This is a genomic window from Pseudonocardia lacus (assembly GCF_018531445.1).
Lineage (GTDB): Bacteria > Actinomycetota > Actinomycetes > Mycobacteriales > Pseudonocardiaceae > Pseudonocardia > Pseudonocardia lacus.
The window spans coordinates 14,692-35,685 of the sequence record NZ_JAHDTH010000022.1; the positions used below are offsets into that span (position 1 = coordinate 14,692).

A 20,994-nucleotide genomic window follows, 5' to 3' on the forward strand; every position below is an offset into this window, starting at 1 on the left:
GGCCATCCGGGAGTTCGCCGAGCGCGTCGACCCTGGTGATCTCCGTCCACGCGGTGCGCGCCATGACCTGCGGCTACAGCCCGAACGCCTCCCCGTTCCCGATCAGCGTGGCCTCCGGGCCGAGGAAGCCCCCGGTCGCCGGGTCGACGATCAGCGCGTACTCGTAGCGGGGCTCGTCGGGGTTGCGCCTCGGCGCCTCGGCGACCACCGCGATGCCCTCCCGCTCCGCCAGGTCGACCGCCCGCTCGACCCGCAGCCCCGGCATGCCGGCCAGCGCGCCCCACCAGCAGCACGGGCGCCCATCGGCGCCTGCCCGCCGCCGGGTCCGGCTGGGTGCGGCTGAACCGGTCCTCGTCGACTTCCGGCGCTGGGAACCCCCTCGGTCACTTCACGTCCGGTACGCACGTGAAGTGACCGTCGGAGGCCGATCCTTACCGGCTCACTTCCCGAGGTGGGTGAGGAACCACTGCCGCTGGGCCGGCGCCGAGGTCCGGAACGCCTCCCCGACGTAGGCCTCGAAGTGCCCGACGGGCAGCACCAGCAGCTGCTTGGGCTCGTGGGCGCGGCCGTAGGCGGCCAGGCTCAGGTCGGAGACGGTCAGGTGGTCGTGCGCGGCGACCACCATCATCAGCGGCGTCGGGGTGATCCGCGGCAGGTAGTCGCCGGGCTCGTACTCGGTGAACATCTCCACCGAGCGCAGGGTGACCTCGTTGCGCCAGGTCGTGGCCTTCTCCCGGATCGGCCCGAGGAAGAAGTCGCGGGTGTCCTGGGTGGGCAGCGCGCACGGCTCGGTCGGGTCGTCGACCCAGCAGACCTGGATCGTCGCCGGCGCGGCGCCGCCCAGCCGGGCGGCCCGGTCGGCGTCGAACGCCTCGCGCAGCCCGGCGAGGTGGTCGGCCCGCACCAGCCGCCGCGCGTTGTCGTACCCGCTGATCAGCGGCACCTGCGAGACCACGCACTTCACCCTGCGGTCCTGCGCGGCCACCACCAGCACGTGCCCGCCGCTGTAGCTCGACCCCCAGACCCCGACCCGCGCCCCGTCGACGTCGGGCAGGCCCGACACCCAGGTGATCGCGTCGCGGTAGTCGCGGACCTGCTGCCACGGGTCGATGTCACCGCGGGGTTCGCCGTCGCTGGCGCCGAGGTTGCGGTTGTCGTACACGAGCACCGCGAACCCGCCCTCGGCGAAGTACTCGGCGAAGTCGTCGAGGTGCATCTCCCTGGTGGCCGAGAACCCGTGCGCCATGACGATCACCGGGAACGGCCCGCCGCCGGAGTCCGGCCGGTACAGCCAGCCCCGCAGGGTGACCCCGTCCTCGGTGCTGAACTCGACGTCCTCGCGCATGCGACCTCCTCGTGGTGTGCCGTCCACGCTGTCGCGATCGGGGATCCGCTGTCTTGACCGTGCGTGCACCCCGCCGGGCCGTGCGTGCACGCCGTGGACAGAGCCGGTGCCGGGCGCGGATACTGCCGGCGGTCCCGACGTGGGGAGCGGCGAGGTGGCCGACACCTGGACTCTGCGGCAGTGTCCCGCGGCCGAGCGCCCGGCCGCGCTGCGGCACGAGATCAGCCGCACGCACCTGCCGTGGGACCTGGACGTCGACCGCGACGCCGACCCGCGCGCCGGCGCGACCGTCACCGCGCGCACCCTCGACGACCTGCGCCTGGTCGACTGCACCACCGGGGCCTGCGCCGGGCGCCGCGGCCGCGCCGAGATCGCCGCCACCCCCGTCGAGCACCTCGGCGTGCTGGTGGTGCTCGGCGGTCGCGAGCACGTCGAGCAGGACGACCACCGGGTCGTGCTGCGCGCCGGCCAGGCCCTGGTGTGGAGCAGCGCCCGCCCCGTCCGCTTCGTCGTGCCGGGCCCGCTGCGCAAGCGCACCCTGCTGGTGCCGCGCGCCCGGTTCGCCGCGCGCGCCCCCCAGCACCTCACCGTCCTGGACGGTCCGGCGAGCCGGCTGCTGGTCGAGCACCTGGGCGCGGTGTCCGCCGTCGGCGACCTGACCGGCCCGGCCGCCGCCGCGGCCGCGACCGCCGCCCTGGAACTGCTGGCCGCCGCCCTGCCCGACGGCGCCCCGGACGACGCCGGCGGGCTGAGCTGGGAGCGGGTGCGCGACCACATCGAGGAGCGCCTCGGCGACCCCGACCTGCGCCCGCGCACGATCGCCGCGGCGCACGCGGTCTCGCTGCGCACGCTCTACGGCGTGTTCGAGCGCCGCGGCGAGACGGTCAGCGGCTACGTCCGGCGGCGCAGGCTGGCCAGGGCCCGCGCCGACCTGGCCCGCAGCGGCCCGGCGACCACGGTCGCCGAGATCGCGCACCGCTGGGGCTTCGCCGACCAGGCCGCGTTCGGCCGGGCGTTCCGCCGCCAGTACGGCTGCCCGCCCAGCGCGGTGCGGGGGCGTGCGTGAGGGTCCGCGCCCCCGGGAACGGGCGACCGGCGACGTTCGGGGACGTCGCAGACCGGGGTGGGTCCTCGCAGCCCGCCGGCGCGCTGCGAGAACCCAACCCGCGCTGCGAGGCCACCCCCAGACCCGTGGGTGCCCGATCCTCGCGGCGGTGCGCTCACGGTCGTTCGGCGACCGAGTCGACCCGGCCCGCCCCGAGCTCCACGTGGACGGTTCCCGACACGATCCGCTCCCCCTCGCGCTCGACCCGTTGCCGCGACAGGAGCGCACCGGTCCGCGGGTCCAGGATCAGCGTGTTCTCGACCGTGTAGGTCGCGTAGGGCAGGCCCGTCTCCCGGTTGATCGGCGCGTCCAGGTCCTGGGTCAGCACCACCGCGATGCCCTCGCGACCGACCCGGTCGGTCGTCGGACCGAGCACCCGCACGTGGTCCCGCGTCGCCCAGAACCGCAGGAACGCGGCCTGCTGCTGCGGTTCGAGCACCTGGTGGCCCCAGATCCGCAGCATCAGGTCGTCGACGAGCGTCACCTCCCACGGGCCCTGGCGCAGGGCCACCATCGCCGCCTCCACCGCGGCGGGGTCGGTGGGCAGGTCGGCCACCCGCGCCGGCTGCCCGTAGGTGCCCACCAGGTCGACCGGCGCGTCGGCGCCGGTGTCGTCGACCCCGCCGTCCGGGGACGGCTCCCCGTTTCGGATGCGCCCGAGCCCATCGGCGCTCAGCCAGGTCTCGTTCTCACCCGTCGCCTGCTCGTCCGGCGGCACCGGCGTGCTGTCCTCGTGCGAGTACAGCAGGTACCCCCTGCTGAGCCGGTAGTCGAACTCCTTCGCGGGCGGCGCCGGCTGGGCCGCCGCCCGGTCGGCGAGCTGCCCCAGGACCACGGCCGGCTCGGCGGGGGTCAGGGCGGCGGGGTCAACGGCCCGGGCGGGGTCGGTCGAGGGGTCGGGGCGCTGGTCGGTGGAGTCCACCCGGCCCGCCTGCAGCCACAGCGCCCAGGCCACGGGTCTCGTCGCGCCCTCCGGTGCGTCCAGCTCGAGGGTCTCGACGCCCAGGATGGCCCCGGTCTCCGCGTCGAGGACGAAGCGGTACTCGTAGAGCAGGTGGTCGGCCCCGCCCGGCCCCGCGGGGTACCCCTGCAGGTCGACCCGCTCGCTCGCCCGCACCTCGACGCCTTCCCGGCCGAGCGGATCCGTCGTCGGTCCCACGACCCGCACGTCGTCGTCGCGCGCCAGCAACCGCAGCAGGGCGGCCTGCACCGGCGGATCGATCACCTGGTTGTCCAACACACCCATCGCCACGAAGAGGGGGCAGTCCGCGACCGGGACGTCCTGCGGATCAGCCACCAGGGCGTCCTCCAGGGCGTCCGGATCGGCGGGCAGCACCTTCCACGGCCGCCCGGTGGAGACCTCGTCGACGTCGGGACGGCCGTCGATGGTCCGCACGAACCGGCCGGTGCCGGTGGCGCTCAACCAACTCTCCACCTCGTGCACGGCCTGCGCGCCCGCGCCCGGGTAGACGTAGCGCACGTGCACGTAGTCGTAGGTTCCCTCGCCGACCGGCGGCTGGGCCGCGGCCCGGTCGGCCAGCTGCCCCAGCACCACGGCCGGGTCGGTCGTGGTGAGGGCCGGTGCCGGCCCGGCGGGCGCGGCCGGCTCGTCGGACCGGTCCGGCAGCACGAACACCGCCACCGCGGCCAGCACCGCCGTCACCGCCACCCCCACGACCGCCACCGGCCCCCACCGGCGGCGCCCGGGCCCCCGTCCGGGCACCACCCGCAGGCGCGGGTCGCGCAGGATCCCGTCCAGCAGCCGGTCGGGCTCGCTGCCCAGCACCGCCCGCCGTACCTGCTCGTCGGTCGGGACGGCCTGGCGCGCCATCCGCTCGACCGCCGCTCGCGTGCGCCTCATCCCGCCTCCATCCGTGCGGCCGGTGCCTCCGGGACACCCGCGTCGTCGAGCCGGTCCAGTTCGGTGCGCAGCCGGCGCCGCGCGCGGTGCAGCCGGACGGCGAACGCGCCGACCGAGCAGCCGGCCACCTTCGCCGCGGCACGGTGCCCGAGCCCGTCCCACACGGTCAGCACCAGGGCCTCCCGGTCGGTCTCCGGCAGCGCCGCGACCGCCTGCAGCACGACGCTGCGCTCCACCACGTCCTCGGACGGGTCGGGGTGGACCGCGGCCCCGGTCAGCCGCTCGACCTCGGCGTGCAGGGCGTCGGCGCGCCGCCCGCCGCGGCGCTGGTCGGCGATGACGTTGCGGGTCACCACCAGCAGCCACGGCAGCGCCGGGTCGGGCACGTCGTCGAGGCGGCGCCAGGCGACCAGGAACGCCTCGGCGGTCGCCTCCCGCGCCGCGTCCAGGGTGGCCCGGCGCATGGCGTAGCCCAGCACGCGCGGGAAGTTCTCCCGGTAGAGCCGGGTGAACCGGTCGGCGTCGGACGCGCTCACGGCCGCTCGCCGATGGTGTCGACCCGACCGGATCCCGCGAACGCGATGCGGGCGCCGGTGCTCGGGCGGCTCCCGGCCGGGGCACCCGCGTCGAGGGAGGTCTGGTCCGTCCCGAGGAGCGCGCCCGTCGTCGCGTCGAGGATGAGGCTGCGCCGGTGGGTCACCCCGGCGGCGACCCGGTGCCCCGTCACCGCGACACCCTCGCGGCCGAGCAGGTCGACCGCCCGGAGCTCGACGCCCAGCCCGTCCTCGGCCGCCAGGACGCCCAGGATCGCCGCCATCTCCTCCGGCTCGACGACCCGGGACTGGTGCAGCAGGGCCACCGCACCGATCAGGGGCGCCGACCCCTCGGGCGGCCAGGTGCCCGCCAGGAACTCCCGCAGCGCGACCGGATCGATCGGGATCTCCTCGGCCCCGCCGCGCCCGTCCGGCGGGAACGACACCTCGTGCGGGGGGAACGACCCGGCACCCGTCTCGTCGATGAGCTGCTGTTCGCGCCGCAGGGAGCCGTCGATGCCCATCCAGGCCCGGGTCTCGATCCGAGCAGGGCCGGGAGCTACCGCGTCCTCGGCGATCCCGATGCCGTCCTCGGTCCACTCGACCGTGTGGACGTAGTCGTAGCGCCCGTCGGGTGGCGGCGGCTGTGCGGCCGCCCGGTCGGCGAGCTGCCGCAGGGCGTCGCCGGCGTCCGTCGCGGTGATCGGGGCGGCGGCCGGGGCCGGCTCGGGACGCGCCCGCTCGACCGGCCCGGGCACCACGCACGCCGCCACCGCGGCCAGCACGGCCGTCACCACCACCACGCCCGCCCCGAGGAGGTGCTCCCCGTGCGCCGGGTCATCCGATCAGCACCAGCCACCGGACCCCCTCGGTCGTCGCCGTCGTCGTCCCATACCGGGGCAATTGCCGGCCGGCGCCGATCCTTACGCGCCGTGTCGAGATCGCTCAGCGCACCAGCCCGTGCTCCCACGCCCACGCCGCGAGCTCGACCCGGTTGCGCAGCCCCAGCCGCGCCTGCACCCGGTTGAGGTGCGTCTTCACCTACCGGCTTCGCCACCTGCGCGGCCGACAACCAGAACCCGTGACCCGGCTGCCCTTCCTGGACGTCCTGCGCGGCGTCGCGATCGCCGGGATCGTCCTGGTCAACGTCCCCGACCTGACCCGGTTCGGCGCCGACGGGCACGGCTCGCTGCGCACCGCGCTCGACCTGGCCGTGCAGACCCGGTTCGTGCCCATCTTCGAGCTGTTGTTCGGGGTCGGGCTGTGGTTCGTCGTGCGCGGCGCCCGGCGGCGCGGCCGCAGCCCGTGGGCCGTCGCCGCCCGCCGGCTGGCCGCGCTGTCCGGCATCGGCGCGCTGCACGCGCTCGTCTACCCGGGTGAGGTGCTGGCGACCTACGCCGTGGCCGTGCTTCTGGTGCTGCCGGTCGTCCTGCTGGCACCGCGGTGGCTGCAGCTGGGCCTCGGGGTGGCGGCGGAGGCGACCGTGCTGGTGCTGGCCGGCAGTTCCGCCGTGGAGGCGCCCGGGCTGGTGCTGATCGGCGCCGCCGCGGCCGGCTACGGCGTGCCCGCCCTCCTCGACCGCTCGGCGCGCGCCGTCGCGGTCGCCTTCCTGGTCGCCGTGGCCGTCTGCGTGCCGGCGCTGGTCGAGCAGCTGGCCACCCCCGGCGACCCCCGGTTCACCGCGGCCGGCGGCCGGGCCGGGTTCGCGATGGCGCTGGCCTACGTCACCGGCCTGTCGCTGCTGTGGGCCACGCCGGTGCGCCGGCTGCTGGCCGCGGTCTTCGAGCCGATCGGGCGCATGGCGCTGACCTGCTACGTCAGCGCGTCGCTCGTGGTCGTGCCGGTGGGCGCGCTGGTCGGGACGGCGTCGCTGGGCGTGGCCGTCGGGCTCGGGGTCGCGGTGACGGCCGCGCAGAGCGTCGCGTGCCGGCTGTGGCTGCGACGGTTCGTGCACGGGCCGCTGGAGTGGGCGTGGCGGGCGGTGACGTGGTGGGAGCGGCCGGTGGATCGCCGTCCGGCGGACCACCGGCGCCTCGCCGCGCCGGCGTGAGGAGGCACTTCCCCGCCGCGAACGGCGCTGCGCGGGCGGCGAACCCGCCCGTGCGGTGAGCACCCGTCACGCCCGCCGTTCGCGCCCGTACAGCCGCGGCCGCAGCGCCTCCGCCGGCACCAGCTGGTCGTCGAGCGTGAGCTGCCGCTCGACCTGGACGTCGGCGTACGCGACGGCGTACGAGACGAGCCCGAACCACTCCCCGGTGCTGGCCCGGTACCAGCCGTGCAGCGTGCCCCAGACCTCGCGGGAGACGTCGAGGGTGCGGTCGTCCCAGCGGAACCGGGCGGGCGGGTAGCAGGTCTGCCGGAACACGACGGACAGGTCGACCCAGACCGGTCGGTTCAGCCGTCGCCGAACCCCGGATTCACCCGAACGCATGTTCGAACCATACGGCGTGGCGCCGCCGCGCAGGAGTCGACCCACCGCATGATTACGGCTGTGACCAGCGCCGATACCCCTACTGTTCGTGACCGCCTGCTCGCTGCCGGGCTGAGCGCGGAGCGGATCGAGGAGCACCTGCTGGCCGCCCGGATCATGCTCGACGGCGAGCCGGTGACCGATCTCGACCAGCCGGCGCCGGCCGGTTCGCGGCTGGTGCTGGCCCACCGCTGACCGGGCACCTTCCCGCACGGTAAGGGATCACACCGCCCCCGGTGGCCGCGTCCTGCCCCCGACGGTGATGGTCCGCGGCCCCCACCGGGACGGATGCTCCTCCCGTCACCGCACAGCGCGAGGGGGAAGAGATGGGACCGGAGGACCGACCGCCCCGATCCGCCGTGGTCCTGGCCGTGGTCGCCGCGATGCTGGTCGCCCTGGGCACGGCGATCTTCCTGGCCGAGACCCAGAACCTGCCGTTCTTCGGAACCCTCCGGGCCGGGATCGTCGCCGAACTGCACCTCTGGCTAGACCACCTGCGATGACGGGCCCCGGTGCGCCGTGCGCGCCGGGGTCCGGTGCCGTCCGCCGCGGATCGTGTCCGGCCACCGACTGTGCGGCACCCTCCGGCGCTCCGACCCGCACGGGTCGGCGCGCCTCTGCGACGATCGTTGCCGCGTCGCACGGCACTGGTTGATCACCTCGGGGGGCGCGCCCCCGGTAGAAGGTGAGCTGTACTGGGGGTTCTCGCGTGAGTGGCCACATCGTCGTCAGCTTCTCGCGCTCCGACGCCGGACCGCTCGTCGACGGGCTGGCCCGGCACCTGCGCACCGGCCTGCCGTCGTACTCGCTGGTCCGCGGCGGTCGCGCGGCCGACGCCGACCCCGGGCCGGGTCCCGACATCGACGACGCCATCCGCACCTGCCGGGCGTTCCTGCTGGTGGTGACGACGGGCGTGCGCGCGGGCTCGCCGAGCCTGCAGGAGCTGGGGCTGGCCACGATGTTCGGCCGCCCGGTGATCGCGCTGCTGGTCGACCGGGCGGCGCAGGTGCCGGCCGGCATCCCGTCCCGCTGCGTCATCGACATCTCCTCCGACGTCGCGGGCAACGCCGAGGCGGCGGTGCGCGAGATCGCCCACCGGCTCACCATGCTCGACCACCCCGACCTGCTCGCCGTCGGCGCGGCCCCGCTGACCCCGCCCGCCGACCTGCACGGCCGCCGCGACGAGCTCATCGAGCTGGTGGGCCACATCCAGTCCCCCGACGTGCGGCTGGTGACGGTCGTCGGCGCGCCGGGCATCGGGAAGACGGCGCTGGTCTGCCACCTGCTGCGGCACTGGCCGGGCCCGGACGAGCTCGGCGTGGTGCACCTCGGCCCGCCCAGCGAGCTGCCGCTGGGCTACCCGCGGCTGTTCCGCGGGCTGTGCCGGCTGCTCCCGGCCGACGCCGCCGAGCGCCTGGCCGGGCGGCACCGCAACCCGCAGGAGACGCCGACGGCGATGATCCGCGCGGTCCTCGACGCGCTGCCGCCGAAGCCGGTCGTGGTGCTGATCGACGGCGCCGAGCACCTGCTGGGCGAGGCGGGCGGCACCCTGGACGCCGCGCTGGCCGAGGCGCTGCGCGCGCTGGTGTCCGCGCCCGCGCACCGCGTCACCGTGGTGGCCACCTCGCGGGTGCCCCCGGGCGCGCTGCTGGGCCGCGACCCGGGCGCCCAGCGCCGCATCGACCTGGGCGAGCTGCGCGTCCAGCCCGCCATCGCCGTGCTGCGCGACCGCGACCCGCACGGCGAGCTGGGCCTGCGCGACGCGGCCCCGGGCGAGCTGGCCCGCGCGGGCGGCAACCCGCGGGCCCTGGAGCTGCTGGCCGCGGTCCTCGCCGACGGCAAGGACTCCCTGGCCGACCTGCTCGACCAGGCGCACCGGGGCGCGGTGGCCCAGCACGCCGACGGCGCCTTCGACCGGATCGGCGTCCCGGAGCCGCTCGACGACCGCGGCGACGCCGTCGACGTGCTGTCCGACCTGGCCTTCGGCCGGCTCGCCCTGCTCGACCGGCACGTCGTCGCGGCGCTGGCGGCCTTCCCCGTGCCGGTCCCGGCCGCGGCCGTCGACCACGTCCTGCGGCACTACCACGACGACCCCGACAGCGCGCCCGTCCTCGACCGGCTGCACGAGCGGGGCCTGCTGCTGCGCGTCGACGGCCGGTACGCGCTGCGCGCCGCCGACCGCGAGCGCGCCCTCGACGGCGTCCCGGTCGGCTACCCCAGCGACGTCGATGCCGACCCGCTGCCGGTCAGCCGCAACGCGATGTGGCAGCTGGCGGCCGACCTGCTGGCCGCGGTGTCGACGCCGTACGAGCAGTGGGCCTCGATCGACGACCTGGCCCCGCAGCTGGCCGAGTTCGAGCTGCACTGGGCCAACGGCGACGTCGACGAGGCCGCGCTGCTGCTGATGCGCGGCGCGGTGGCGGAGTTGCGCTCGTGGGGCCACCACCGGCTCACCGCGAGCCTGCTCGACCGGCTCCGCGAGCGCATCGGCGAGCAGTGGATCAACGCGTGGTGCGTGTCCGCGCTCGGCTCGGCCTTCGCCGGCCTGGGCCAGCCCAACCGGGCCGCCGAGCTGCACGAGCGCGCCGCGGTGATCTACAGCCGGATGTCGGACACCGCGGGCGAGGCCGAGGAGCTGAGCCACCTCGGGCACTGCCACGCCGACCTGGGCGACATCCCCCGCGCGCTGCGGATGCACGAGCGCGCGCTGGCCCTGCACTCCGGGACGGGCAACCGCCTCGCCGCGGCCACCGCCCGCGTCGACCTGGCCTGGTGCCACACCGAGCTGGGCCGGCCCGACGAGGCCGCCCGGCTGCTGCACGAGGCGTTGGACGTGCAGGACGCGCTGGGCGACACCTGGGCGCAGATCGACACCCTGGCCACCCTGGGCCGCACCCTCGCCACCGCAGGCGACCTCGCCCAGGCCGCCGGCCTGCTCGAACGCGGGCTGGAGCTGTCCCGCGAGGCGGGCGACCAGTGGGCCGAGGCCCGCCACTCGCGGCTGCTGGGGGCCTGCCGCCTCGACACCGGCCGCCTGCAGGAGGCCGTGGCGCTGCACCAGCACGCCCTCGACATCAGCCGCGCCGTCGGCGACCGTGAGGACGAGGCCGTCGCCCTGGGCGACCTGGCCGTCGGGCGCCTCCTGCTGGACAGCCCCGCCGACGCACTCGACCTGGCCGAGCGCGCGTTCGGCATCGCCGCCGAGATCGGCGACCTGCGCCTGCGCGCCGCCTGCCTCGACCTGCTGGGCGACTGCCACCTCGCCCTCGGCCACACCGCGGACGCGGCCTCGCTCTACCAGCAGGCCGTCGAGGTCGCCGACGCCGCCGGCTTCGGCCAGGTCCAGACCCAGGCCCGCGTCCACCTGGCCCGCCTGCAGCTCGCCGCCGGCGACGTCCTGTCCGCGGCGAAGGTCTCCAGCGGGGCCGCCCGCCACCCCTACCCCCCGGCCCTGCCCGAGGTCGCCCTGCTCACCGGCTCCGTGCAGCTGCACCTGGGCCAGACCGAGGCCGCCCGCCAGTACTTCCGCACCGCGATCGGGCTGGCCGACGAGCGGCTGCGCCGCAGCCCCGACGCCGTCGAGTTCGGGGTCCTGGACGTCCGCGCCCTCGCCCACGCCGGCCTGGCCGCGCTCGGCGACGCCGGCCACACCCCAGAAGCCGTCGCCGACTTCCGCGCCGCCCGCGCGCTGACCACGGCCGGCGGCGCCGTCGCGACCGTCCTGCGCTGGCTCGACGCCCTCACCCCCGGCTCGTCCCTCGACCACCTGCGCGCCACGGCGGCGGGCCGGGAGCACTCCCGGGTCTCCTGACGGCCCGCCGCCGTGGGTCAGGCGGGCACGGTGGCGGTGCTGCTCCCCGCCCCGCGCCGGCGCAGGTTCGCGAAGACCCCGAGCTCGTCGGCGAACCAGCGGCGCAGGAGCAGGACGACGCCGGCCGCCGCGACCGCGCCGGCGAGGCCGGTGAGCGCCAGGGTGAGCGCCGCGCTGCCGAGCGGCCGGACGAGCGCGACGACGCCGCCGCACACCAGCAGCACGACCACCGCCGACGGGATGTGCTTGAGGTACATGCGCAGGACCGTCCCGACCAGGCCCTCCGCGACGCGGCCGGAGAAGCGCAGCATCACCAGGAAGTGCAGGACGATCGCCACGGAGGCGCCCACGGCGACCCCGGTGACGCCCCACCGCGCCCCGATCGCGCAGCCGACGACCACCTCGGCCGCGTACATCCACTGCCGCCAGGCGCCCCGGTAGACGGCACCGGTCGCCCTGGTGAGCGAGCCGCTGATCTTGTAGGAGGCGCGCGGCAGCAGGACGACCGCGAAGACCTGCAGCGGCACCACCGCCGCCGACCAACCGTCGCCCAGCAGGACGGTGACGACCTCGGGCGCCAGCACGCAGAGCAGCACGCTGGCCGGCACGGTGACCAGCGCGACCAGCGACGCCGCCCGCACGTAGGCGGTGCGCAGGCGGGCGCCGTCGTCGCGGACCTTCGACATCGCCGGGAACAGCGCCTTGTCGACCGCGCTGCCGATCACGTTCGCGGGCTGCGACAGCAGGCCGTAGGCCCGGTTGTAGACGCCGAGCGGCGCCGGGCCGAGCACGGTGGCGACGATGAAGTTGTCGGAGTTGAGCGCGAACCAGTTGCCGACCTGGGAGAGCGAGTAGCCCGAGCCGAACCCCACGAGCGCCCGGACGCTGCGCCAGGTGGCGGCGGGTCCGGCCGGGCGGACCGGCGGCCGGGCGAGCCAGAGGTAGCCGGTCGCGGTGACCAGCGCCGCGGCGATCTGCCCCCAGACGATCGAGACGGCGCCGTGTCCCTGCGCGGCGAGCAGGACGCTCACCCCGATGGTGGCCGGGCCGAACGCGAGTACGTCCACCACCGCCATCTCGCGGAACCGCAGGTGCCGCTGCAGCAGCCCCAGCGGCACCGCGGCGATGCCCTGCAGCAGCAGCGCCGCGGTCAGCAGCCGCAGCAGGACCGAGTCGGGCGGCAGGCCGACGAGCGCGTTGAGCGCGGGCGCCGCGAGGTGCAGACCCAGGCCGAGCAGCAGGGACAGCGCGACCGAGAAGGCGAACGCCGCGGAGACCTCCTGGTCGGTCAGGGTGCGCCGCTGCACCAGCGCCGGGCCCACCCCCAGCTGGCTGACCAGCTGGGTGAGCCCCGCGACGAGCGTCGCCGCCGCGGCGGCGCCGAACTCTCCCGGCGTGAGTAGGCGCGCGAGCAGCACCATCGACACGATCTGCAGCACGGCCTGGCTCACCGTTCCGGTGAAGGCCCAGGCGAATCCGCGGATGGTGCGGGCGGTGAGCGATCCGCCCGCCATCAGGCCCGCCCGCGGCGGCGGGCCGCCACGAACCGCACCCCGGCCCGCCGGAACCTGCGCAGCGTCGGGTTCGTCGTCATCCGCCTGCGCGCGATCCGGACCGGCCGCGCCCCCAGCAACCAGCCGGCCCAGGCGAGCTGGGTCACGGCCCGGCGGACGGCGTCCACGGGGCGCGGCGGGCCCAGCAGCGCCTCGACGGGCAGCCCGGTGACGGCGGGGTGGAACGCCGGGTTGCCCACGCCGTCACCGACGAGGAGGACCTGGTCGGGCTGGTCGTAGCGGTCCGCCAGCTCGGCCGGGATGCCCCGGAAGGTGTAGGACGCCTCGACCGGCCGGCCCGGCTCGCGGTCGTCCTGCAGGAACTCGAGGTCGAGGACCCGCAGCCCGGCCCACGGGTCGGTCACCAGGTTCTGCGGCGCGAGGTCGAGGACGAACATCCCCCGCTCGTGCAGGTCGGCCGCGAACCGGGCCAGCGCGCGGGCGGGGCCGGGTCGCAGCTGCGAGGTCCCGCGCGTGAGCGGCAGCGAGCGCTGCACGTGGCTGCGGTCGTCGCGGTACATCGGCGTCAGGACCCAGTTCGGGCCGTGGTCGAGCAGTTCGGGGACGAGCGGCAGGTCGCCCAGCTCGGTGCGGGCCCGCAGCTCGCGCTCGTGGTAGCGGGCCGCGCCCGGCCGGAACACCTTGCACACGCTCTCGCCGTGCACCGGGTGGTCGACGGCGTACACGCGAGCCCGCCGGGACAGCCCGCCCGGCGCGAGCGGGCGCAGCACCGGGAACGGCACGGCGCACGCGTCGAGCAGGTCGCGCACCTTCTTCTCCAGGCGGTCGCTGAACTCCGCGCCACCCAGCACCGCCAGGTAGTCGACCGCCTGCGCGGGGTTGTCCGAGGAGTGCAGCGGGTTGTACCTGCGCTCCTCCCCGACGGTGGCCAGCAGGTGCGTGCGGACGTCGGCCTTTGCCGCCGGGATGCGCTGGTTGGCCCCCCACCACGGGTCGCCGGGGCGCAGCCGGGGGGCCACGTCGTAGGCGATGACGAACGCGGCGGGCGCGCCGCCGCTGAGGGGGAACGGACCGCGCTCCCAGTTGCCGCCGCGCAGCCCGCGGCCGGCGAGGTCGCGCTGCTCGGGGTCGAGCACGACGGTGTCGAGGACCTCGAAGCCCTGGCGGTCGAGCTGCTCGACGATCTCGGCGGTGCGGTCCGCGGCGCGATCGCGCACCACGAACACCGCCAGGCCGCTCCACACCTCGTCGATCTCGGGCGGTGCCGAGAAGAACCGGTCGCGGATCCACGGGTTGCCCGGGCGGAGCCGTTCGAGGGCGTCCAGCGGCGGGCGCAGGCCGTGCTCGTGGAGGTGCTCGTCCAGCGAGGCCAGGTCGGGCGCCACGTCGAGGCCGAGGTCGGCGGCGAGACCGGCGAGGACGGCGGCGTAGTCGTGGTCGGAGAGCGCCGGGTCGCCGGGCGCGCCGGGCTCGGCGGCCAGGCCCGAGGCGTACCCCTTGTGGTAGACGGCGTGGTAGGCCAGCGAGCGGAAGTGGTGCAGCGGATCGGGCACCCGGTGGCCGCCCGGCCGCGGCACCGCCGTGGCCAGCAGCTCCCGGGCGAACGACGGCGGGTAGTACGGGATCTCCCGGAAGTCCGAGCCGGGCAGCCCGCTGACCGAGTACACGTCGAACTTCTGGCTGGACAGGCCCGCCGGCTGGTCGACGAGCAGGGTGTGGACGAACGGGAGGTCCTCGTCGGCGACGAGGATGTCCACGTCCTCGTCGGGCTCCACCGCGGGCAGGCCGTCGAACCAGCGCAGAACGGCGTGCTCGACGTCGTTCGCCGCGAGCCGCGCGAAGAAATCGTCGAGACCCACTCCGCGCACGAGGTACCGGCGCGCTGTGCCGGATCCGATCAACCGGTGTCGGACCCGGGTCCTGATCTCCTTTGCCCGGGCCGCCCCGGTGGTCACCCGACTGAGCAACTCACGATTCTTCTCTACCATCTTACGCCATCCGGTCTAATAGCCTGGGCATACAGCTGAGCCCACGGTAAAGGGTTCGTTACGGTTGCCCGCAGCTGTAATTCTCGTGAACTGGGGGCGAACATATCGGTGAGCGAGCGTACGTCCCTCCAGAAGGGCTCCACACCATGCAGCGGGTTTCGACCCATCTCCGCGTCGTGCTGTTCGGCCCCGACAACCTGACCGTCACCGCCGCGCTGGCCGCGCTGCAGGCGAGGGGATTGGCCGCCGAGCGACTGGTCGCCACCGACCGCGAGCCTGCCCACCGGCAGTTGGCCGGACCGCCCGGCGTGCTCGTCGTCGACCTCGACGCGCCGGGCGCGGTCGGCGTCGTCCGGTCGGTCGCGGCCGCCGGCTGGACCGTGGTCCTGCTCGGCGGCGACGCCCAGCACGCTCGGATCGCTGTCGCCGTCGCCGCGGGCGCCGTCGCCCACGTCCCAAAGAGTGCACCCTTTACCCGGCTCCTCGAGGTGATCGAGGACGGCCGACCGATGCCGGCCGACGAGCGTGCGCGGTGGCTCGACCTGTACCGCAGCACCCAGGCGACCGTGGCCTACCAGGTGCAGCGGCTCGCCCAGCTCAGCTCGCGCGAGCGCGAGGTGCTGCAGCACCTGGTCGAGGGGCGCCGGGCCGCGGACATCTGCGCCGCGCTCTTCCTGTCGATCACCACGGTGCGCACGCACATCCGGTCGATCCTGGTCAAGCTGGAGGTCAACTCCCAGACCCAGGCCGTGGAGCTCTACCGGGAGGTCGCCCGGTCGTGGCCGCCGCGCCAGCGGGGTCCGAAGAGGTACGCGTAGCCGGTGGCCGGGGCCGCCCGCCGCCCGCGCCGGCTCAGTACGCACCGCGGCCGCGGAGCACGGCGCCGGCCGTCTTCCACAGGATCGAGGCGTCCAGCGCCAGGGTCCAGTTCTCGACGTAGCGCAGGTCGAGCCGCACCGACTCCTCCCACGAGAGGTCGCTTCGGCCGCTGACCTGCCACAACCCCGTCATCCCCGGACGCACCAGCAGGCGCCGGCGCGCGTCCGGCCCGTACGTCGCGACCTCGGCCGGCAGCGGTGGGCGGGGGCCGACCAGCGACATCGACCCGCAGAGGACGTTGAACAGCTGCGGCAACTCGTCGATCGAGTACTTGCGCAGCACCCGGCCCACCCGGGTGATCCGCGGGTCGTGGCGCATCTTGAACAGCGGCCCGGCGGCCTCGTTGCTGCCCGCCAGCGCGGCGACGTGCTTGTCCGCGCCGACCGCCATCGAGCGGAACTTGACCATCCTGAACGTGCGCCCGTTCTCACCCACGCGCGTCTGCCGGTAGAACACCGGGCCGCCGTCCAGGCGCACGGCCACGGCCACCGCCACGATGACCGGCGCGGCCAGCAGCAGGATGACGAACGCGCCCGCCCGGTCGACGACGTTCTTGAGCAGCCGCGCCACCCCGGTGAACCGCGGCATGCTGAGCAGCAGCATCGGCAGCCCGTCGACCGGGGCGATGTGCAGGCGCGGCCCGGCGATCTCCATCAGCCCCGGGTCCACCGCGAGCTCGACCGACGGAGCCGTCTCCAGCTGCCACGCGAGCTGCTGCAGGCGGCCCGGCCCCCATCCGGGTGCCGGCGCGACGGCGACGATGCGGTGCTGGCCGCGCCGCGCGACCCCGGCGACGGCGTCCAGGTCACCGAGGACCGGCACCCCCTCGATCGATGTCCCGGCGCCGCCGGTGCCCGACGGCACGCAGGCACCGGTGATGCGCCAGCCGAAGTGGGGGTCGCGCTGCGTGCGGCGCACCAGGTCGGCGACCGACGGCTCGCTGCCCACGGCGAGCACCGGGACCAGGCAGCGGCCCCGCACCCGGCGGCTGTGCAGCAGCTTGCGCAGCCCGTAGCGGGCGGGCAGGCACAGCGCCGCGAATCCCGGCACCACCCCGAACACCCACGGTCGGGCGGAGTCGATCTGCAGGGCGAACGCGCCCAGCCCGAGCACCCCGGCCGAACCGATCAAGGCCCGATAGAGGCGCCTGAATTCGTACGTGCCGGTCCCGAGCACACGCGCGTCCCACACCCGGGCGAACAGCAGGCCGAGCACGACGGCGAGCGCGGTGGCCGCGCCGGCCATCACGGAGGCGCGCGCCGCGGCCTCCGACTCCTGCGCGGCGGAGGGCCCCAGCGCGATCCCGGCGGTCACGCAGAGGATCAACAGGGTGAGGTCGGAGGTCGCGACCGCGACCCGGTAGAGCGCCTCCCAGCCGGAGACCGGGCGCTCGGTGGCGTACGCCACCGAGGGGGTGGCACCGCCGGCTCCGCCGTCCGCCGCGGCGAGCGGGACGGGACCGGCGAGGACTCCGGCCGGTTCGGGACGGCCGAGATCGTGCCTAGTGGGCATGCGGGCTCCTGCATTCAGGACCGGAGGGTGTGGCGGCGAATCGCATTCGCCGGGACGACCGCGTCGTCGTGCAGGGGCCGAATCGAGACCTCGCCTCGACCCGTTACGGGCATGGCCCCGTGGCGGCCCGAAGTCATCAGCGGTGACGAGTCGGGAACCGACCCGGGCCAGGGATGCTTAATCTCATCAACCCTGACGAGACGATTTCATCAGTGCTGATGAGACGGCGAATCCCCAGCTCCGGCGGGAGAAACTCATCAACGGTGACGAGTCGACCGGGAGCGGGCTAACAGGGGACCATCCGGCGCTGAGTCATGGATGCGCGACGGACGGCCTGTCGCGGATCGACGTGAGGCGGAAGACGTGGGAGCACAGCGAGTGGGCGGGACCTCCGGTCACGCGGGGCACGGGCGGGCCGGGGCCGCCGGATGACGCTGCCCGACTACCTCCGGGTCCTGCGCGACCGTTGGCTGGTCGTCCTCGCGCTGGTGGTCGTGGGCGGGCTCGCCGCGGGCGCGAGCTGGCATTTGCGCCCGCCGGAGTACACCGCCACCGTGACGATGTACGTCTCCGCGCAGACCACCGACACGGCCAGCGCCGCGTACCAGGGCGCTCAACTGTCCGAGCAACGCGTCACCTCCTACATCGAGGTCATCAACAGTGACCTGCTGCGCGAGGACGTGGTGCGGGCGCTGCGCAGCGACGACCTCGGTCGGATCTCGGCCGAGAGCGCGCCGGACTCGGTGCTCATCCGGGTGTCGGTCACGCACCCCTCGCCCGAGCGGGCGGCCGCCGTCGCCAACGCCGTGGGCACGGTCGTCCCGCGGTTGGTCGACGACCTGGAGCGGCCGGCGAGCACCGACGCGATCGCTCCGGTGTCGGTGCGCACGGTGAAGCCGGCGGCCGTGCCGGTGGCGCCCTCCTCCATCGGCCTGCCGGTGACGCTGGCCGTCGGGCTGCTCGGCGGGCTCGCGCTCGGCATCGGCGCCGCGCTGGCCCGCAACGCGCTGGACCGCTCGGTCACCGACCTCGACCAGCTGCGGCTGCTGACGGGGGCACCGAACCTCGGGACCATCGCCTACGACGGCGGCGTCCCGAAGCGTCCGCTCACCGTCCACGAGGACGAGCAGTCCCCGCGCCGGGAGGCGTTCCGAACCCTGCGGACCAACCTGCGGTTCGTCGACGTCGACAACCCGCGCAGCGTCATCGTCGTCACCAGCGCCGTGGCCGGCGAGGGCAAGACCACGACCACGGCGAACCTGGGGATCGCGCTGGCCTCGGCCGGCCACCGGGTCGTGCTGGTCGAGGCCGACCTGCGCAGGCCGAAGCTCTCCGAGACGCTCGGGCTCGACAACGCGGTCGGGGTCACCAGCGTGCTGTCCGGCGACCTGCGCGTCGACCAGGTCATCCAGCACGGACCCGGCGGGATCCACCTGCTCTCCAGTGGGCCGCTGCCGCCCAACCCGAGCGAGATCCTGGCCTCCCAGCAGATGGCTGCGCTGATCGCGGAGCTGCGCGAGCGCTACGACACGGTGCTCATCGACACCCCGCCGGTGCTCCCGGTGACCGACGCCGCCGCGGTCGCCTCCGCCACCGACGGCGCGATCCTGGTCTGCCGCCACCGGTCGACCACCTCCGACCAGGTGACCTCGGCCCGGGCGGCACTGCGTTCCGCCTCCGCCGCCCTGCTGGGCACCGTGTTCACGATGGCTCCGCGCAGCGGACCCCTGGCCTACCAGCAGTACCGCGGCTACGCGCGCACCGACCAGGAGCGGGCGGCCGCGTCGGCCCGCAGGCCCGCGCCCGGCGGCGTCCCGCGCGTCTCGCTCCCGGTCCCGGCCGCCGCGCTCGACGACGAGCAGGTCGGCGGATCCCGCAACAACGGGGCGCCGTGGCCCCAGCCCACCCCCCGCCCGCGCTGACGCCGGCGGACACCCACCCGGGCGACGACCACCCGGGTGCCCCGCCCTGCCCGCGAACAGCCAGCCCTGGAGAACGCATGCAGATCGACTACCTGGTCGGCGGCCTGAGGATCTCCCTCGGCCCCGGCACGAGGACCCCCGGCCCCGCCAACCACATCGAGAACGCGGTGGGCGCCCTGCGGGGGCTCGGCCACGACGTCTCCCTGTACCTGTCCGCGGAGCAGCCGCTGCTGCGGCGCTTCGCGACGGTCGGCGAGGGCGCGGCCGGCGGCTCGCGCACCCCTCCCCTCGTGGGCGACGCCGTGCGGCTCGGCGCGACCGCGGTGAACGCGGCGCGGGTCGCCGCCTGGTCGGCGTCCAGGCCGGCCGATGTCGTCTACGAGCGCGCGGCCGTGCTCACCGACCTGACGGCCGCGCACCGCTGGGCCCGGATCGGGCGCGCGGTCCAGGTCGTCGAGTCGAACGGGATCTTCTCGCGCGAGACGGCGCACGACCGCAACGCGCTGGCCGCCGAGGGACTGGCCCGGCGCGTCGAGCGCCGCCTGTACCGGCGCGCCCACCTGGTCGTCGCCGTGTCGGACAACCTCGCCGCCGAGCTGTGCGCGTACGCGGACCTGCCCGACGACAAGGTGCTCGTGGTGCCGAACGGGGTGCCCCCTCAGGTCGCGGCGGTGCCGCGGCCCGCCCCGGGCCCGGTCGTGGGGTTCGCCGGGGCGGTCGTGGACTGGCAGAACCTGGACAACCTGGTGCGGGCGTTCGCGCGGGTGCGACTCGCGCGCGCCGACGGCCGGGACTGGCGGGTGGTCGTCGTCGGCGACGGGCCGGCGGTGCCCGCGCTGCGGGACGCGGTGCGCGACGAGGGCCTGGGGGACGCGGTGCGGTTCCTGCCCCGGATGTCCCGGTCCGACCTCTACGCGGAGATGGCCACGTGGTCGGTCGGGGTGGCGCTGCACCGGCCGACGTCGAGCGGGACGATGTACCACAGCCCGCTCAAGCTCTACGAGTACGCGGGGCTGGGGCTGACCTGCCTGGTCAGCCCGTCCTCCGACGCGACGGGGCTGCAGCGCTCCGGCGCGGACGTGGTGGTCGTCGAGCCGGACGCCGACGGCATCGCCGCCGGCCTGGCCGAGGTCATCGGCCGCGGTCCCGTCGACGTCGACGCGGCCAGGGCACGCGCGGCGTCGGTGCTGCGCGAGCACGCGTGGACGGCGCGGATGGAGTCGGTGCTGGGCCGGGTGGACGACCTCGTCCGGCCGGGGCGGACGGCGGTCGTGCGATGAGCGAGCTCGCGAGCGGATCATCGACACAGCGCAGCGAGCTGCCGACCGTGACCGTGGCCGGGGTCGACGTGGTCGACGCCGCTGTGGCCGACATCCTCGGCGACGTCCGCCGGGCCGTCACGGCGGGCGGAGCGTCCCCGCAGGTCTACTTCGCCCTGCACGTCGGGGGGCTGCGGCTGGCGTCCGACCCGGCGTTCGTGCGGCTGCTGAACTCCGCGCGGGCCACCTACGCCGACGGGATGTCGGTGGTGCTGCTGGCGAAGCTGGCCGGGGCCCGCCGGATCGAGCGCGCCGGCACCACCGACATCGGCATCCCGATCATCCGCACCGCGCAGGCGGCACTCGGCCGCCCGCTGCGGGTCGCGCTGGTCGGCGGGCCGCCCGGCCTCGCCGTCGCCGCCGGGGCGGTGCTCAACAGGGTGACCGGCTGCGACGTCTGCCTGGCGGCCGACGGGTTCGCGGAGGACTCCGGACCGCTCCTGACCCGCCTTGCCGACGCCGCCCCGGACCTGCTGGTGGTGGGGATGGGCATGCCGACGGAGGCGCGTTGGGTGCACCAGCACCTGGACCGGATCGCGGCTCCGCTGGTGCTGACCTGCGGCGGCTGGATGGGGTTCCTCACCGGTCGGGAGAAGCGCGCGCCCGCCGCGCTGCAGCGCGCCGGCCTCGAGTGGACCTACCGGCTCGCCCAGGACCCGCGCCGGTTGGTGCGCCGCTACGCCGGGGGCGCGGTCGTGTGGGTGCGGCTGGCCGTCGCGACGTCGCGGTCGTAGG

The 20,994-nt window shown here is 75.6% G+C and carries 18 protein-coding genes; 9 read left to right on the forward strand and 9 right to left on the reverse strand.

Translation table 11 applies throughout. The features are described 5' to 3' along the window. Positions 1-73: 73 nt before the first annotated feature. Both KIK08_RS07460 and KIK08_RS07465 read right to left on the reverse strand, forming a co-directional pair. Positions 74-265, reverse strand: coding sequence for a hypothetical protein (locus KIK08_RS07460; protein ID WP_214402272.1), 192 nt, complete (start codon positions 263-265; stop codon positions 74-76). 174 nt (positions 266-439) lie between these two features. Continuing rightward, positions 440-1,345, reverse strand: a complete 906-nt coding sequence (locus KIK08_RS07465) for an alpha/beta hydrolase (protein WP_214402273.1) — start codon at positions 1,343-1,345, stop codon at positions 440-442. Between the two features lie 139 nt (positions 1,346-1,484). On the opposite strand from KIK08_RS07465, the gene KIK08_RS07470 reads away from it, so the two are divergent. Next, positions 1,485-2,411 carry a helix-turn-helix domain-containing protein gene (locus KIK08_RS07470; RefSeq protein ID WP_214402274.1) on the forward strand — a complete coding sequence of 309 codons (927 nt, stop codon included), beginning with the start codon at positions 1,485-1,487 and terminating at the stop codon, positions 2,409-2,411. A gap of 154 nt (positions 2,412-2,565) precedes the next feature. Here the strand turns inward: KIK08_RS07470 and KIK08_RS07475 are convergent, their stop codons facing one another. Genes KIK08_RS07475 through KIK08_RS07485 form a run of 3 tightly spaced genes read right to left on the reverse strand, consistent with a single transcriptional unit; the run spans position 2,566 to position 5,647 of the window. Further along, positions 2,566-4,311 (reverse strand): CU044_5270 family protein, encoded by a 1,746-nt coding sequence (locus KIK08_RS07475; protein WP_214402275.1) that lies wholly within the window; start codon positions 4,309-4,311, stop codon positions 2,566-2,568. Beyond that, positions 4,308-4,847 (reverse strand): RNA polymerase sigma factor, encoded by a 540-nt coding sequence (locus tag KIK08_RS07480; protein ID WP_214402276.1) that lies wholly within the window; start codon positions 4,845-4,847, stop codon positions 4,308-4,310. The genes KIK08_RS07475 and KIK08_RS07480 overlap by 4 nt, the downstream gene beginning before the upstream one ends. Continuing rightward, positions 4,844-5,647, reverse strand: coding sequence for a CU044_5270 family protein (locus KIK08_RS07485; protein WP_214402277.1), 804 nt, complete (start codon positions 5,645-5,647; stop codon positions 4,844-4,846). The genes KIK08_RS07480 and KIK08_RS07485 overlap by 4 nt, the downstream gene beginning before the upstream one ends. A gap of 278 nt (positions 5,648-5,925) precedes the next feature. Here KIK08_RS07485 and KIK08_RS07495 point away from each other — a divergent pair, with 278 nt between their 5' ends. Continuing rightward, complete coding sequence (locus KIK08_RS07495; protein ID WP_214402278.1) at positions 5,926-6,894, forward strand: DUF418 domain-containing protein; 969 nt, start codon at positions 5,926-5,928, stop codon at positions 6,892-6,894. Between the two features lie 66 nt (positions 6,895-6,960). Here the strand turns inward: KIK08_RS07495 and KIK08_RS07500 are convergent, their stop codons facing one another. Next, positions 6,961-7,275, reverse strand: a complete 315-nt coding sequence (locus KIK08_RS07500; RefSeq protein WP_214402279.1) for a hypothetical protein — start codon at positions 7,273-7,275, stop codon at positions 6,961-6,963. A 60-nt stretch (positions 7,276-7,335) separates the two neighbouring features. Here KIK08_RS07500 and KIK08_RS07505 point away from each other — a divergent pair, with 60 nt between their 5' ends. The 3 genes from KIK08_RS07505 (at position 7,336) to KIK08_RS07515 (ending at position 11,125) form a co-directional block, all read left to right on the forward strand. Further along, entirely contained in the window at positions 7,336-7,509 is a 174-nt protein-coding gene (locus KIK08_RS07505; RefSeq protein WP_214402280.1) for a hypothetical protein, read from the forward strand. Positions 7,510-7,640: 131 nt separating this feature from the next. Beyond that, positions 7,641-7,817: a hypothetical protein gene (locus KIK08_RS07510; protein WP_214402281.1), complete on the forward strand. Its 177-nt coding sequence runs from the start codon at positions 7,641-7,643 to the stop codon at positions 7,815-7,817. A gap of 206 nt (positions 7,818-8,023) precedes the next feature. Beyond that, positions 8,024-11,125, forward strand: a complete 3,102-nt coding sequence (locus KIK08_RS07515; protein ID WP_214402282.1) for a tetratricopeptide repeat protein — start codon at positions 8,024-8,026, stop codon at positions 11,123-11,125. Between the two features lie 17 nt (positions 11,126-11,142). Here the strand turns inward: KIK08_RS07515 and KIK08_RS07520 are convergent, their stop codons facing one another. Together KIK08_RS07520 and KIK08_RS07525 are read right to left on the reverse strand one after the other, a co-directional pair. Then, positions 11,143-12,639: a lipopolysaccharide biosynthesis protein gene (locus tag KIK08_RS07520; protein WP_214402283.1), complete on the reverse strand. Its 1,497-nt coding sequence runs from the start codon at positions 12,637-12,639 to the stop codon at positions 11,143-11,145. Continuing rightward, entirely contained in the window at positions 12,639-14,498 is a 1,860-nt protein-coding gene (locus KIK08_RS07525) for a hypothetical protein (RefSeq protein WP_214402284.1), read from the reverse strand. The genes KIK08_RS07520 and KIK08_RS07525 overlap by 1 nt, the downstream gene beginning before the upstream one ends. Positions 14,499-14,773: 275 nt before the next feature. Here KIK08_RS07525 and KIK08_RS07530 point away from each other — a divergent pair, with 275 nt between their 5' ends. Then, positions 14,774-15,445 (forward strand): helix-turn-helix transcriptional regulator, encoded by a 672-nt coding sequence (locus tag KIK08_RS07530; protein ID WP_214402285.1) that lies wholly within the window; start codon positions 14,774-14,776, stop codon positions 15,443-15,445. 34 nt (positions 15,446-15,479) lie between these two features. Here KIK08_RS07530 and KIK08_RS07535 read toward each other — a convergent pair whose 3' ends face one another. Beyond that, positions 15,480-17,018: a sugar transferase gene (locus tag KIK08_RS07535; protein ID WP_214402286.1), complete on the reverse strand. Its 1,539-nt coding sequence runs from the start codon at positions 17,016-17,018 to the stop codon at positions 15,480-15,482. A gap of 428 nt (positions 17,019-17,446) precedes the next feature. On the opposite strand from KIK08_RS07535, the gene KIK08_RS07540 reads away from it, so the two are divergent. From KIK08_RS07540 to KIK08_RS07550, 3 genes are all read left to right on the forward strand, one after another. After that, positions 17,447-18,940 carry a tyrosine-protein kinase domain-containing protein gene (locus KIK08_RS07540; protein WP_214402287.1) on the forward strand — a complete coding sequence of 498 codons (1,494 nt, stop codon included), beginning with the start codon at positions 17,447-17,449 and terminating at the stop codon, positions 18,938-18,940. A gap of 77 nt (positions 18,941-19,017) precedes the next feature. Continuing rightward, entirely contained in the window at positions 19,018-20,220 is a 1,203-nt protein-coding gene (locus KIK08_RS07545) for a glycosyltransferase family 4 protein (RefSeq protein ID WP_214402288.1), read from the forward strand. Next, positions 20,217-20,993, forward strand: coding sequence for a WecB/TagA/CpsF family glycosyltransferase (locus KIK08_RS07550; protein WP_214402289.1), 777 nt, complete (start codon positions 20,217-20,219; stop codon positions 20,991-20,993). The genes KIK08_RS07545 and KIK08_RS07550 overlap by 4 nt, the downstream gene beginning before the upstream one ends. The last annotated feature ends 1 nt before the right edge of the window (position 20,994 follow it).